The organism is Shimia fortis, assembly GCF_040225985.1.
Lineage (GTDB): Bacteria > Pseudomonadota > Alphaproteobacteria > Rhodobacterales > Rhodobacteraceae > Shimia.
The window spans coordinates 436,666-449,964 of record NZ_JBBPEU010000002.1 but is presented as its reverse complement, the minus strand read 5'-3'; the positions used below and the strand labels follow the sequence as shown (position 1 = coordinate 449,964).

The following is a 13,299-nucleotide window of genomic DNA, read 5'->3' as shown; positions in this document are numbered from 1 at the left end:
ACGAATGCTGACCCAAGCCCTCATACCCACAATGCTCCCGGCGACGATGCTGGGGCTGTCGGCCTGCGCGCCCGACTGTGGTGAGGGCATGGATTGCAGCAAGGAAGCCGAGGCCCCCGTCTATCTGGGGGTCGATACCAAGCTTCTGGAAGGGGATCTGGTGAATTTCCACGTGGCCATGCAGGCCGCACCGGACAATGCCGCCGCCCCCGAACAGGTGACACGCTATGCCGAATGTGCGGCGGCGCAATATGCGCTGATCCGCGGGTTTGGCTTTGCCCGCCACCTGCGTACCCATGTCGATTACGTCGACAATGCGTGGCGCGGGGATGCGGTTTACACGATCTCTTCGGCATTGCCGCGGGGGCTTAAGACCATTGATGCCGAGGTGATTGTCTCGGATTGCAAAGAAAACGGGATACCGACGGTGTGAGGACGCATGATTGAATTCTTTACCACCACCAATCTGGGAATCTTCCTGCTGATCGTAGGGCAGATTCTGCTGGTTGTCGTACCGCTGCTGGTTGCGCTTGCGTTCCTCATGTATGCGGACCGCAAAATCTGGGCGGCTGTGCAGATGCGCCGGGGGCCCAACGTCGTGGGCACGTTCGGCCTGCTGCAAAGTTTTGCGGACTTTTTGAAATATATTGTCAAGGAAGTGGTGTATCCTGCGGGCGCCGACAAGGTCGTGTTCCTGCTGGCCCCGATGATCAGCCTTGTGATGGCGCTGATTGCCTGGGCCGTGATCCCCTTCAATGACGGCTGGGTCCTGTCGGATATCAACGTCGCGATCCTCTATGTCTTCGCCATTTCCTCGCTCGAGGTCTATGGCGTGATCATGGGCGGCTGGGCGTCGAACTCGAAATACCCGTTCCTTGGCTCGCTCCGTTCTGCCGCGCAGATGATCTCTTACGAGGTGTCGATCGGCCTGATCATCATCGGTGTGATTATCTCGACCGGCTCGATGAACTTTGGCGATATCGTACGCGCACAAGAGGGCGCAGGCATCCTGAGCTGGTACTTCATCCCGCACTTCCCGATGCTGTTCCTGTTCTTCATCTCTGCGTTGGCCGAAACCAACCGCCCGCCGTTCGACCTTCCCGAAGCGGAATCCGAACTGGTGGCCGGGTATCAGGTGGAATACTCGTCGACCCCGTTCCTGTTGTTCATGATCGGTGAACTGGTGGCCGTGGTTCTGATGTGTGCGCTGGTCTCGCTGTTGTTCTTTGGCGGCTGGCTGTCCCCGATCCCGGGTCTGCCGGACGGGATCTTCTGGATGATCCTCAAGATGCTGCTGGCCTTCTTCGTCTTCTCGATGATCAAGGCGATCACGCCGCGCTACCGCTATGACCAGCTGATGCGGATCGGTTGGAAAGTGTTCCTGCCGATGTCGCTGGCCTGGGTCGTGATCGTGGCATTCCTTGCCAAATTCGAAGTGTTGGGCGGCTTCTGGGCCCGCTGGGCGATTGGAGGGTAATCATGGCCAATATCGACTATAAACGTGCGGCTGGCTATTTCCTGCTGACCGACTTTATCGCGGGCTTCAAACTGGGCATGAAGTACTTCTTCAAACCCAAGGCGACGCTGAACTATCCGCACGAAAAGGGGCCGCTGTCGCCCCGCTTCCGTGGCGAACACGCGCTGCGCCGCTATCCCAACGGGGAAGAGCGCTGCATCGCCTGTAAACTATGCGAGGCGATCTGCCCGGCACAGGCCATCGTGATTGACGCGGAACCGCGCGACGACGGCAGCCGCCGCACCACGCGCTATGACATCGACATGACCAAGTGCATCTATTGCGGCTTCTGCCAAGAAGCCTGCCCGGTGGACGCGATTGTCGAGGGGCCGAATTTTGAGTTCTCGACCGAAACCCGTGAAGAATTGTTCTATGACAAGGCAAAACTTCTGGAAAACGGCGAGCGTTGGGAAGCCGAGATCGCCCGCAACCTTGAACTGGACGCGCCGTACCGATGACTGACAAGACGAACCCTTTTGAGGCCATGATCGCGCAGTATCAGGAAATGGCAAAAGCCATGAACCCTGCGCTCGAGTCGTTCACCCCCAAGGGGTTCGAGGCGCTTTGGCCGACCATGCCCAAGGAAGTGATGGAGATGTGGTTCGGCAACACGCTTAACAAGGACGGGCTGGATGCCAAGACCCGCCTGTTGCTGGCGCTGGCCGCGTTGACCGTTCTGGGCGCGCAGGCCGATGCACAGATCCGCATGACCGTGCGCCACCTGATGGAAGCGGGCGCCACGAAACAAGAAATTATCGAGACCATCGGCCAGATGTCGATGTTCGCCGGAATTCCCGCCATGACCCGCGCGATGGAACTCGCGCAGGATGTCATGGCCGATAGTGAGGAAAGTGACACATGAGCGTTGCAGCACTGGCCTTTTACCTGTTTGGCGCCTGCGTGATCGTGGGCGGGCTGTTCACCGTGATCAGCCGCAACCCCGTGCACTCGGTGCTGTGGCTGATCCTGGCCTTCCTGTCGTCGGCGGGCCTGTTCGTGCTTCTGGGTGCGGAATTCGTCGCGATGCTGTTGATCATCGTCTACGTGGGGGCGGTCGCCGTGCTGTTCCTGTTCGTGGTGATGATGCTGGACATCGACTTTGCCGAGCTGAAGGCCGAAATGGCTAAATACATGCCATTGGCCCTGTTGATCGGTCTGGTTCTGCTGATGCAGATCGGTCTGGCCGCCGGCGCATGGCAGGCATCCGAGGTGGCCGAGGCCAATCGCGCTGCCGTGACACCCGACGGGGTCGAGAATACCGCGGCATTGGGCCTGCTGATCTATGACCAGTATTTCCTGCTGTTCCAACTGGCGGGCCTGATCCTGCTGGTTGCGATGATCGGTGCAATCGTGCTGACCCTGCGCCACCGCAAGGACATCAAGCGCCAGAACGTTTTGGAACAGATGTGGCGTGATCCGGCGGATGCGATGGAATTGAAAGATGTGAAACCCGGACAGGGTCTGTGACCCCGCACCGGCCAAAAGATAAGGCTGAAGTTTCAAAAAGAAACACGGCCAACGAAAGAACGATGGGACAGAAAACACATGATCGGACTTGAACATTATCTCACGCTGGCCTCGGCGCTGTTCGTGATCGGCATCTTTGGCCTGTTCCTGAACCGCAAGAACGTCATCATCCTGTTGATGTCGATCGAATTGATGCTGCTCTCGGTCAACATCAATCTCGTGGCGTTCTCGAGCTTCATGAATGACATGGTCGGGCAGGTCTTTACCCTGCTGGTCCTGACCGTCGCCGCCGCCGAGGCCGCGATTGGTCTGGCGATCCTTGTCTCGTTCTTCCGCAACCGCGGCACCATCGCGGTGGAAGATGTCAACGTGATGAAAGGCTGACGTTCGATGGAAAAGATCATCCTCTTTGCCCCGCTGGTCGGCAGCCTGATTGCCGGCTTCGGGTGGCGCCTCATTGGCGAGAAGGGCGCGCAGTACGTGACGACGGGGCTGCTGTTCCTGTCCTGTCTGCTGTCTTGGGTCGTGTTCCTGGGCCATGACGGCCAGACACAGTACATCCATATTCTCGACTATATCCAGTCCGGCACGCTCGACACGGCCTGGGCCATCCGCATGGATCGCCTGACGGCGATCATGCTGATCGTGGTCACGTCGGTGTCGGCCTTGGTGCACCTTTATTCGATGGGCTACATGGCCCATGACGACAACTGGGGCGAGGGCGAGAACTACAAGGCGCGCTTCTTTGCTTACCTGTCGTTCTTTACCTTTTCGATGCTGATGCTGGTGACCTCTGACAACCTTGTCCAGATGTTCTTTGGCTGGGAAGGCGTGGGCGTCGCCTCTTACCTGCTGATCGGGTTCTACTACAAGAAACCCTCGGCCAATGCCGCCGCGATCAAGGCCTTTGTGGTCAACCGTGTGGGCGACTTTGGCTTTGCGCTGGGGATCGCGGGCCTGTTCCTGCTGACCGACAGCATCAAGTTTGACGATATTTTCGCTGCCGCGCCTGCGCTGGCGGAAACGCAGATCACTTTCCTTTGGACGGAATGGAACGCGGCCAACACGCTGGCCTTCCTGCTGTTCGTCGGAGCGATGGGGAAATCGGCGCAGCTGTTTTTGCACACCTGGTTGCCCGACGCGATGGAAGGCCCGACGCCCGTGTCGGCGCTGATCCACGCCGCGACCATGGTGACCGCGGGTGTCTTCCTTGTCTGCCGCATGTCGCCCCTGATGGAATTCGCGCCCGAGGCGATGGCCTTTGTCACCTTCCTTGGGGCCACCACCGCCTTTGTGGCGGCCACGATTGGCCTTGTGCAGAACGACATCAAGCGTGTGATCGCCTATTCGACCATGTCGCAGCTGGGCTACATGTTCGTGGCGGCAGGCGTTGGGGTTTACTCGGTCGCGATGTTCCATCTGTTCACCCACGCCTTCTTCAAGGCGATGCTGTTCCTTGGCGCGGGTTCCGTGATCCACGGAATGCACCATGAACAGGACATGCGGAACTATGGCGGTCTGCGCAAGAAGCTGCCCTATACCTTCTGGGCGATGATGATCGGTACACTGGCCATCACCGGCGTCGGTATCCCGTTGACCGGCTGGATCGGCTTTGCCGGGTTCGCCTCGAAAGACGCCGTGATCGAAAGCGCTTATGCCGCGACCCACGGGGGCTATGCCTTCTGGATGCTGGTCATCGCGGCGCTGTTTACCTCGTTCTACTCGTGGCGCCTGATGTTCCTTACCTTCTATGGCGAGGCGCGCGGCAACAAGCACACCCACGACCACGCGCATGAAAGCCCGATGGTTATGCTGGTGCCCCTTGGGGTTCTGGCTCTTGGGGCGATCTTTGCCGGTGCGATCTGGTATTCCAGCTTCTTTGGCAAGACCAACGAAGTGGCCAAGTTCTTTGGCGTGCCCTATGCCGAGGCCAGCGCGGAAGAGGCCAAGGCCTTTGCCGAAGAGCATCCCGAGGCGTCCAAGCTGAAGTATGTCTTTGACGGGGCACCGGGCGAGGGTGCGATCTATACCGGAGCGGACAACCACGTGCTGCACACAGCGCATTACGTGCCGACCTGGTCCAAGTTGTCGCCCTTCATCGCAATGGTGATCGGCTTCCTCGTGGCGTTCTGGTTCTATATCGTGAACCCGGCCCTGCCGCGCAAAGTGGCCGAGACTAACTGGCCTCTGTACAACTTCCTGCTCAACAAATGGTATTTTGACGAGCTTTATGACGCGATCTTCGTGAAACCCGCGATGGCGATCGGCCGCTTCCTGTGGAAGAAGGGCGATGGCAACGTGATCGACGGGTTCCTGAACGGTGTGGCAATGGGCATCGTGCCCTTCTTCACCCGCCTCGCTGGTCGCGCCCAATCCGGCTACATCTTTACTTATGCCTTTGCCATGGTGATCGGTATCGTCGTGCTGATCACGTGGGTGACGCTCAACGGAGGAGCGCACTGATGAACGACAGCTTGCTCTCCATTGTCACTTTCATCCCGGCTTTGGCCGCGCTGATCCTGGCAATTTTCCTGCGCGGGGAAGAACCTGCCGCGCAGCGCAACGCCAAATGGGTCGCGATGATTTCGACCGTGATCACCTTCCTGGTGTCGCTGGCCATTCTCGTGGAATTCGACCCGTCGAATACGGGCTTCCAGTTCGTCGAGGAATATGACTGGCTTCTGGGTCTCAAATTCAAGCTGGGCGTGGACGGGATTTCGGTTCTGTTCGTAATGCTGACCACCTTCATGATGCCGCTGGTGATCGCGGCGTCGTGGAACGTCACGCACCGCGTCAAGGAATACATGATCGCCTTCCTTCTGCTGGAAACGCTTATGCTTGGCGTGTTCATGGCGCTGGACCTGGTACTGTTCTACCTGTTCTTCGAGGCAGGCCTGATCCCGATGTTCCTGATCATCGGCATCTGGGGCGGCGCGAACCGGATTTATGCCGCGTTCAAATTCTTCCTCTATACCTTCCTCGGCTCGGTCCTGATGCTGGTCGCGATGGTGGCGATGTTCGCGGATGCGGGCACCACCGATATCCCGATGCTGATGAATCACCAGTTCGGCACCGAGACCTTCTCGGTTCTGGGGATCCAGATCATCGGAGGGATGCAGACGCTGTTGTTTCTTGCGTTCTTTGCCTCGTTCGCGGTGAAGATGCCGATGTGGCCGGTCCACACCTGGTTGCCCGATGCGCACGTTCAGGCCCCGACAGCGGGTTCGGTCGTACTGGCCGCGATCCTGTTGAAGATGGGTGGCTATGGCTTCCTGCGGTTCAGCCTGCCGATGTTCCCTGTGGGCTCGGCGGTGATGACCGATCTGGTGCTGTGGATGTCGGCGATCGCGATTGTTTATACTTCGCTGGTTGCGCTGGTGCAGGAAGACATGAAAAAGCTGATCGCCTATTCGTCGGTCGCCCATATGGGTTATGTGACGATGGGGATCTTCGCCGCCAACCAGCAGGGTGTGGACGGCGCGATCTTCCAGATGCTGTCGCACGGGTTTATCTCGGGGGCGCTGTTCCTCTGCGTTGGCGTGATCTATGACCGGATGCACACCCGCGAGATCGACGCCTATGGCGGTCTGGTCAACCGGATGCCGGCCTATGCGCTGATCTTCATGTTCTTCACGATGGCCAATGTCGGCTTGCCGGGCACCTCGGGGTTTGTCGGGGAATTTCTGACCATCCTCGGCGTGTTCCAGGTCAACACATGGATCGCCCTGTTCGCCGCATCCGGCGTGATCTTCTCGGCCTCTTATGCGCTGTGGCTCTATCGCCGTGTCGTGTTCGGCCAGTTGATCAAGGAAAGCCTCAAGACCATCAGCGACATGACCGTGCGCGAACGCTGGATTTTCGCACCGCTCGTGGCGATGACCCTGATCCTTGGTGTCTATCCGCCGCTGATCACCGATATCATCGGCCCCTCGGTCGAGGCCCTGCTGAACGATTACCACACCGCCATTGCCGCGGTCGCCGAGGCGGCCACGGACACGGCATCGCACTAAGGAGAGCTTGAGAAAATGATCCAGGCTGATCTGAACATTATCCTGCCGGAAATCCTTCTGGCGCTCTATGCGATGCTGGCGCTTCTGGGCGCGGTATACACGGGCAAGGACCGGCTCGCGCCGCTGCTCACATGGGTGACAGCCGGGGTGCTGGTGATTGTGGCCGCGTGGATCGGTCTGGCCCGTGGTGGTGCCGAGGCCGTGGCCTTTAACGGGTTGTTCATCGATGATGGGTTTGCCCGCTTTGCCAAGGTAGCCATCCTGCTTGCAGCAGGGGCGGTACTGGCGATGGGGCAGGACTACATGTCGCGCAAGGGCATGTTGCGCTTTGAGTACCCGATCCTGATCGTTCTGTCGGTGATCGGCATGATGGTCATGGTGTCTTCGGGCGACCTCATGACCCTTTACATGGGCCTCGAATTGCAATCGCTCTCGCTCTATGTGGTGGCCTCGATGCGCCGCGACAGCCTCAAATCTTCGGAAGCGGGCCTGAAGTACTTTGTGCTGGGCGCGCTCAGCTCGGGCCTTCTGTTGTTCGGCTCGTCGCTGGTCTACGGGTTTGCGGGCACGACAACCTTCTCGGGCATTGTCGAGGCCGTGGGCGACGGTCATACGCCGCTTGGTCTGTTGTTCGGCCTGACCTTCGTGGCCTCGGGTCTGGCGTTCAAGATTTCCGCAGTCCCCTTCCACATGTGGACGCCCGACGTTTACGAAGGCGCACCAACCCCGATCACGGCTTTCTTTGCGACCGCGCCGAAGATGGCTGCCATGGGCCTGTTCGCCCGCGTTCTGCACGACGCCTTTGGCGGGGTGGTCGCGGACTGGCAGCAGATCATCGCGCTGCTCAGCGTGCTGTCCATGTTCCTTGGTGCCGTGGCCGCCATCGGGCAGACCAACATCAAACGCCTGATGGCCTATTCGTCGATCGCCCATATGGGCTATGCGATGATGGGTCTGGCCGCCGGCACCGCCTTTGGCGTGCAGGCCCTGCTGATCTACATGGCGATCTACGTGACTATGAATATCGGCACCTTCGCCTTCATCATGAGCCTGGAACGTGACGGCCAGCCCGTCGTGGATATCCGTGCGCTGAACATGTATTCCGCGCGTGAGCCGGGCAAGGCGCTTGCGGTTCTGCTGCTGATGTTCTCGCTGGCCGGTGTACCGCCGCTCGTTGGATTTTTCGGCAAGCTGTACGTGCTGCGCGCCGCTTATGAGGCCGGGCTTGTCTGGCTGGCGGTTCTGGGCGTGGTCGCCTCGGTGATCGGTGCCTTCTATTACCTGCGGATCGTCTACTACATGTACTTTGGCGACGAATCCGATGCGCTGGACAAGAACCGCTCGCCCGTTTTGTGGGTGGCCCTGATGGTGCCCGCCATCGCGATGCTGGTCGGGGTTGTGAACCTGTTCGGGATCGAAGGCGTGGCCCAGGCAGCCGCCGCGACACTGGTTCAGTAAACCCGACCGGGACCAAGTTGGAACGCGCCCTTTCGGGCGCGTTTCTTTTTTTGTATGTGCCTTCGGTAAGAGTATTTGACACAAAGAAGAAAAGGGCTGTCTCAGATGACCTGGCCGCAAGGATATGGCAAGCGGGTGCTTGCCGAGGTGGACAGCACCAATGCCGAGGCCGGGCGCATTGCCGCGACCCTGACAGGCCCGGAGTGGATCCTCGGCCTGCGACAGACGGCGGGGCGAGGACGGCGCGGGCGCCCTTGGGCCGACCCCGAAGGGAACTTTGCCGGCACGCTGGTACTGCGGCCGCAGGAAACGCCGGACCGGATTGCGCTGCGGTCTTTCGTGGCCTCGCTGGCGCTTTACGATGCCTTTGTGGCTGCCACGGGCAAACCGGATCTGTTTTCGCTGAAATGGCCGAATGACGTGTTGCTGAACGGGGCCAAGGTGGCAGGTATCCTTCTGGAAAGCGCTGGATTTGCGGGGGGCATGCCCAGCCACATTGCCATCGGCATCGGGGTGAACCTGAAACACGCGCCGGACGCAGCCCAACTCGAGGCGCGCGCGGTCGTGCCGGTATCGCTTTGGGCCGAAACAGGGATCGAAATCGCGCCCGAGGATTTTCTGGACCTCCTTGCCGCCGCCTATGCCCGGTGGGAGCACCAGTTTGTGACCTACGGGTTCGACCCCATCCGCATCGCGTGGCTGTCGCGGGCCGCCCGTCTGGGCGAGATCATCACCGCCCGCACCGCCCGCGAGGAAACCACGGGCATCTTCGAAACGGTGGACAGCGCGGGCAATCTGGTGTTGAACACCCCCGAGGGGCCTGTTGCCATCCCGGCGGCGGACATTTTCTTTTGACAGTTCAAGGGCGACGCCATGCTTCTGGCCATTGATTGCGGCAATACGAATACGGTTTTCTCGATCTGGGACGGCGAGAAGTTCCTGTGCACCCTGCGTACCTCGACCCACCATGCCCGCACGGCGGATGCCTATTTCACGTGGTTTTCGACGCTGATCAAACACTATGAAATCGACCTCGACATCACCGATGTCATCATCTCGTCGACCGTGCCGCGTGTCGTGTTCAACCTGCGTGTTTTCTCTGACCGGTTCTTCAACTGCCGCCCGATTGTTGTCGGCAAGCCCGAGTGCCTGTTGCCCGCCGAGTCGCGGGTGGACGAGGGCACTATCGTGGGGCCGGATCGGCTCGTGAATACGGCAGGGGCGTTTGACCGGCACGGCGGTGACCTGATCGTCGTGGATTTCGGCACGGCCACCACATTTGACGTGGTTGCCAAGGACGGGGCCTATATCGGGGGCGTGATCGCGCCGGGCGTGAACCTCAGCCTTGAGGCGCTGCATAATGCCGCCGCCGCGCTGCCGCATGTCGACATCGCCAAGCCGCAGAAAGTGATTGGCACCAATACCGTGGCCTGTATCCAGTCCGGCGTGTTCTGGGGCTATGTCGGGATGGTGCGCGAGGTCTGTGACCGGATCAAGGCCGAGCGGGACCGCCCCATGAAAATTATCGCAACCGGCGGGCTGGCGCCGTTGTTCCAGCAGTCTGTCGATCTATTTGACAACTTTGAAGAAGACCTGACCATGCACGGCCTGACCGTGATCCACAATTACAACAAGGAACACGGCAATTGAGCAGTGACCGTCTGATCTATCTGCCGCTTGGCGGCGCCGGTGAAATCGGCATGAATGCCTATGTCTATGGGTATGGTCCCGAGAACGAGGAACGCCTGATCCTCGTCGATCTGGGGGTGACCTTCTCGGATATGGACACCAGCCCGGGGGTCGACCTGATCTTTCCCGATCTCACCTGGCTGATCGAAAACAAGGATCGGCTTGAGGCTGTGTTCATCACGCATGGCCACGAAGACCATGTCGGCGCTGTTGGGCATTTCTGGGAAAAACTTGGGGTGCCGGTCTATGCGCGGGCTTTCACTGCCGCGCTGGCGCGCCACAAGATGACGGATCGTGGCCTGTCCGAACAGGATGTACACACGGTGTCGGCCTGGCCCGAGACGACCAAGGCCGGGCCATTTAATGTGGGGTTCCTTCCTGTCAGCCACTCAATCCCCGAAAGCGCCGCTTTGGTGATTGATACGCCCGAGGGGCGGGTGATCCATTCGGGCGACTTCAAGCTGGATGAAAACCCGGTGGTCGGCGAACCGTTCGACCCTGATCTCTGGGCCGAGGTCAGCAAGGACGGCGTCAAGGCATTGATCTGTGACTCGACCAACGTATTCTCGATGACCCCCGGCCGATCCGAGTCGAGCGTTGGGCCAGAGATCGAAAAGCTGATCGTTGATGCGCCGTACATGGTTGCGGCCACGACCTTTGCCTCGAACGTGGCCCGCGTGAAAACGCTGGCCGAGGCGGGCGAACGGGCAGGGCGGTCGATCTGCCTGATGGGGCGCGCCATGCGCCGCATGATCGAGGCCGCGATCCAGACCGGTGTTCTGAACAGCTTTCCCAAGGTGGTCAGTCCCGAAGACGCCCGCGCCATTCCGCGCGAAAATTTGATGCTGATCGTCACCGGATCGCAAGGCGAACGGCGCGCGGCCACGGCCCAGTTGGCCCGCGGGAAATACAACGGGATCACGATGAAAGAGGGCGACACCTTCCTGTTTTCGTCGAAAACCATTCCGGGCAACGAACGTGGCGTGATCCGCATCATGAACCAGTTTTCCGAGATGGGCGTGGATATCGTCGATGATGCGGGCGGACTTTATCACGTGTCGGGCCATGCCAACCGTCCAGATCTTGAAACCCTGCAGGACATCGTCAAGCCGCAGATGGTGATCCCCAACCACGGCGAACACCGACACCTGCGCGCCCATGCCAAGCTCTCGCAAGAGCGGGGGCGGGCGTCTATTGTCGCCGTGAACGGCACGATGGTCGACCTGAGCGGGGATGACCCTGTGGTCTGCGGGTTTGTGGAAACGGGCCGGACCTATCTGGACGGCGCAGTCAAGATCGGGGCGCTGGACGGCATCGTGCGTGACCGTATCCGCATGGCGCTGAACGGGCATCTGGTGGTGACCGTGATCCTGGACGAAGACGACGAACCGTTGGGCGAGGCGTGGTGCGAGATCAAGGGGCTACCGGAGCAGGGCCGAAGCTTCGCGCCGCTTCTGGATGTGCTGGAAGAAGACCTGACCCAGTTCCTGGGCCGCGCGTCGGAAAAAACACTGTCCAACGACGACAAACTGGAAGAGGAATTGCGCCGGATTGCCCGCAATACCTGCAATGACGAGATCGGCAAGAAACCCGAGGTGACGGTGATTGTGTCCCGGATGAGTTGATCGTCAACCTGACGTCTGAAATGCAAACAGCCGCGCCCGATCAAGGCGCGGCTGTTTTGTCATTTGCGGTCCTCTGCCGGATTATCCGGCGCGGCGTTCGTCAAAGCTGAGCGCGATAAAGCTGGGCAGGTGGTCGCCCATGCCCACAACCTTTTCGTCACGGTCGTTGCGGCCACGGCCACCCCGGTTGCGCTGGGATTTGCCCTGCTTGTCATCTTTCTGACGCTGGGGCTTTTCGGCCTGGCGCTGAGGCTTTTCGGACTTGGGCTCGGGGACGTCCTGCGCGGCTTCGACCTGCATGTCCTCGTCCCTTGATTTTTTCGACGATTTGCGCGGGGCCGGTTTGGACGGGTTTTCGACGCGGGGAATCTCTTTCTGGATCAGCGCTTCCACGGCGGCGAACGCCTTTTCATCGCGGGGTGTGCAGATGGTAAACGCCTTGCCCTCGCGTCCGGCGCGGCCGGTGCGCCCGATCCGGTGGACGTAATCCTCGGCATGGCCGGGCACGTCAAAATTGAACACATGGCTGACGCTGGGCACATCCAGACCACGCGCCGCCACATCCGAGGCCACAAGGATGCGCAATTCGCCGTTGCGGAAGGCATCAAGCGTGCGCGTGCGCTGTGACTGGTCCAGATCACCGTGGATCGGGGCCGCGTCATAGCCGTATTTCTTGAGCGACTTGGCACAGATATCCACGTCGGTCTTGCGGTTGCAGAAGATGATCGCGTTGGTGCACTTGTCGCCTTCACCATCAATCAGCGCGCGCAGCACGCGGCGCTTTTCGCTCCCTTCGCGGTCACGGCGCGAGGCCTTGAACATCACCACGCCCTGTTCAATCGTTTCCGAGGCGGTGGCCTGACGGGCCACTTCGACACGGGCCGGGGCCGATAGGAAGGTGTTGGTGATCCGCTCGATCTCGGGTGCCATGGTGGCCGAGAAGAACAGCGTCTGGCGGGTAAAGGGTGTCAGGCTGAAAATCCGCTCGATGTCGGGGATAAAACCCATGTCCAGCATCCGGTCGGCTTCGTCCACGACCATGATCTGTACGCCGGTCAGCAACAGCTTGCCGCGCTCGAAATGGTCCAGCAGACGGCCCGGCGTCGCAATCAGAACGTCGACGCCCCGGTCAATCAGCGCATCCTGTTCCTTGAATGAGACGCCGCCAATCAACAGCGCTTTGGTAAGCTTGAGATGTTTGGAATAAGTGTCAAAGTTCTCGGCCACCTGCGCGGCGAGTTCGCGCGTGGGGCACAGCACGAGGCTGCGCGGCATTCGTGCGCGGGCGCGTCCGCGGGCCAGCAGCGACAGCATCGGCAGGGTAAAGCTGGCGGTTTTGCCTGTGCCCGTTTGTGCAATGCCCAGCACGTCCTTGCCTTCCAGTGCCGAGGGAATCGCCCCTGCCTGAATGGGGGTGGGGGTTTCGTACCCGGCTTCGCTGATCGCTTTCAGCACCTTCGGGTTGAGGTTGAGATCGGAAAATTTCGTCATGTGTATCCGTGGTTTACGGACACTTGTTGCCCGTAGCAGCTTA

Annotated in this window: 13 protein-coding genes; 12 read left to right on the top strand and 1 reads right to left on the bottom strand. The window is 60.1% G+C overall.

What is annotated here, in order from left to right; translation table 11 throughout:
- The first annotated feature begins 4 nt into the window (after positions 1-4).
- The 12 genes from WNE31_RS05505 to WNE31_RS05450 all read left to right on the top strand — a co-directional run bounded on the left by WNE31_RS05505 (position 5) and on the right by WNE31_RS05450 (position 11,765).
- Positions 5-433, top strand: coding sequence for a hypothetical protein (locus WNE31_RS05505; RefSeq protein ID WP_463407419.1), 429 nt, complete (start codon positions 5-7; stop codon positions 431-433).
- Between the two features lie 6 nt (positions 434-439).
- Positions 440-1,477, top strand: a complete 1,038-nt coding sequence (nuoH, locus tag WNE31_RS05500; protein ID WP_349978696.1) for an NADH-quinone oxidoreductase subunit NuoH — start codon at positions 440-442, stop codon at positions 1,475-1,477.
- 2 nt (positions 1,478-1,479) lie between these two features.
- Complete coding sequence (nuoI, locus tag WNE31_RS05495; RefSeq protein ID WP_349978695.1) at positions 1,480-1,974, top strand: NADH-quinone oxidoreductase subunit NuoI; 495 nt, start codon at positions 1,480-1,482, stop codon at positions 1,972-1,974.
- Positions 1,971-2,378 carry a carboxymuconolactone decarboxylase family protein gene (locus tag WNE31_RS05490; RefSeq protein ID WP_349978694.1) on the top strand — a complete coding sequence of 136 codons (408 nt, stop codon included), beginning with the start codon at positions 1,971-1,973 and terminating at the stop codon, positions 2,376-2,378. Before nuoI ends, WNE31_RS05490 begins: the two co-directional genes overlap by 4 nt.
- Positions 2,375-2,983, top strand: a complete 609-nt coding sequence (locus WNE31_RS05485) for an NADH-quinone oxidoreductase subunit J (RefSeq protein WP_349978693.1) — start codon at positions 2,375-2,377, stop codon at positions 2,981-2,983. The genes WNE31_RS05490 and WNE31_RS05485 overlap by 4 nt, the downstream gene beginning before the upstream one ends.
- A gap of 78 nt (positions 2,984-3,061) precedes the next feature.
- Positions 3,062-3,367: an NADH-quinone oxidoreductase subunit NuoK gene (gene nuoK / locus WNE31_RS05480; RefSeq protein WP_349978692.1), complete on the top strand. Its 306-nt coding sequence runs from the start codon at positions 3,062-3,064 to the stop codon at positions 3,365-3,367.
- Between the two features lie 6 nt (positions 3,368-3,373).
- On the top strand, positions 3,374-5,446 hold the full coding sequence (nuoL, locus tag WNE31_RS05475; protein ID WP_349978691.1) for an NADH-quinone oxidoreductase subunit L: 2,073 nt from the start codon (positions 3,374-3,376) through the stop codon (positions 5,444-5,446).
- Positions 5,446-6,993, top strand: a complete 1,548-nt coding sequence (locus WNE31_RS05470) for an NADH-quinone oxidoreductase subunit M (protein ID WP_349978690.1) — start codon at positions 5,446-5,448, stop codon at positions 6,991-6,993. The genes nuoL and WNE31_RS05470 overlap by 1 nt, the downstream gene beginning before the upstream one ends.
- Positions 6,994-7,008: 15 nt before the next feature.
- Positions 7,009-8,451, top strand: coding sequence for an NADH-quinone oxidoreductase subunit NuoN (nuoN, locus tag WNE31_RS05465; RefSeq protein WP_349978689.1), 1,443 nt, complete (start codon positions 7,009-7,011; stop codon positions 8,449-8,451).
- A gap of 105 nt (positions 8,452-8,556) precedes the next feature.
- Positions 8,557-9,306 (top strand): biotin--[acetyl-CoA-carboxylase] ligase, encoded by a 750-nt coding sequence (locus WNE31_RS05460; RefSeq protein WP_349978688.1) that lies wholly within the window; start codon positions 8,557-8,559, stop codon positions 9,304-9,306.
- An 18-nt stretch (positions 9,307-9,324) separates the two neighbouring features.
- The gene (locus WNE31_RS05455; protein ID WP_349978687.1) at positions 9,325-10,101 is read left to right on the top strand and encodes a type III pantothenate kinase; all 777 of its coding nucleotides are present in this window, start codon (positions 9,325-9,327) and stop codon (positions 10,099-10,101) included.
- Positions 10,098-11,765, top strand: coding sequence for a ribonuclease J (locus WNE31_RS05450; RefSeq protein ID WP_349978686.1), 1,668 nt, complete (start codon positions 10,098-10,100; stop codon positions 11,763-11,765). Before WNE31_RS05455 ends, WNE31_RS05450 begins: the two co-directional genes overlap by 4 nt.
- An 81-nt stretch (positions 11,766-11,846) precedes the next feature.
- Here the strand turns inward: WNE31_RS05450 and WNE31_RS05445 are convergent, their stop codons facing one another.
- Complete coding sequence (locus WNE31_RS05445; RefSeq protein ID WP_349978685.1) at positions 11,847-13,256, bottom strand: DEAD/DEAH box helicase; 1,410 nt, start codon at positions 13,254-13,256, stop codon at positions 11,847-11,849.
- Positions 13,257-13,299: the final 43 nt, after the last annotated feature.

What these genes read in the sequence shown, in the direction of transcription:
- WNE31_RS05505 (WP_463407419.1), top strand. Translation starts at nt 5, where the DNA reads ATGCTGACCCAAGCCCTCATACCCACAATGCTCCCGGCGACGATGCTG.
- nuoH (WP_349978696.1), top strand. Translation starts at nt 440, where the DNA reads ATGATTGAATTCTTTACCACCACCAATCTGGGAATCTTCCTGCTGATC.
- nuoI (WP_349978695.1), top strand. Translation starts at nt 1,480, where the DNA reads ATGGCCAATATCGACTATAAACGTGCGGCTGGCTATTTCCTGCTGACC.
- WNE31_RS05490 (WP_349978694.1), top strand. Translation starts at nt 1,971, where the DNA reads ATGACTGACAAGACGAACCCTTTTGAGGCCATGATCGCGCAGTATCAG.
- WNE31_RS05485 (WP_349978693.1), top strand. Translation starts at nt 2,375, where the DNA reads ATGAGCGTTGCAGCACTGGCCTTTTACCTGTTTGGCGCCTGCGTGATC.
- nuoK (WP_349978692.1), top strand. Translation starts at nt 3,062, where the DNA reads ATGATCGGACTTGAACATTATCTCACGCTGGCCTCGGCGCTGTTCGTG.
- nuoL (WP_349978691.1), top strand. Translation starts at nt 3,374, where the DNA reads ATGGAAAAGATCATCCTCTTTGCCCCGCTGGTCGGCAGCCTGATTGCC.
- WNE31_RS05470 (WP_349978690.1), top strand. Translation starts at nt 5,446, where the DNA reads ATGAACGACAGCTTGCTCTCCATTGTCACTTTCATCCCGGCTTTGGCC.
- nuoN (WP_349978689.1), top strand. Translation starts at nt 7,009, where the DNA reads ATGATCCAGGCTGATCTGAACATTATCCTGCCGGAAATCCTTCTGGCG.
- WNE31_RS05460 (WP_349978688.1), top strand. Translation starts at nt 8,557, where the DNA reads ATGACCTGGCCGCAAGGATATGGCAAGCGGGTGCTTGCCGAGGTGGAC.
- WNE31_RS05455 (WP_349978687.1), top strand. Translation starts at nt 9,325, where the DNA reads ATGCTTCTGGCCATTGATTGCGGCAATACGAATACGGTTTTCTCGATC.
- WNE31_RS05445 (WP_349978685.1), bottom strand. Translation starts at nt 13,256, where the DNA reads ATGACGAAATTTTCCGATCTCAACCTCAACCCGAAGGTGCTGAAAGCG.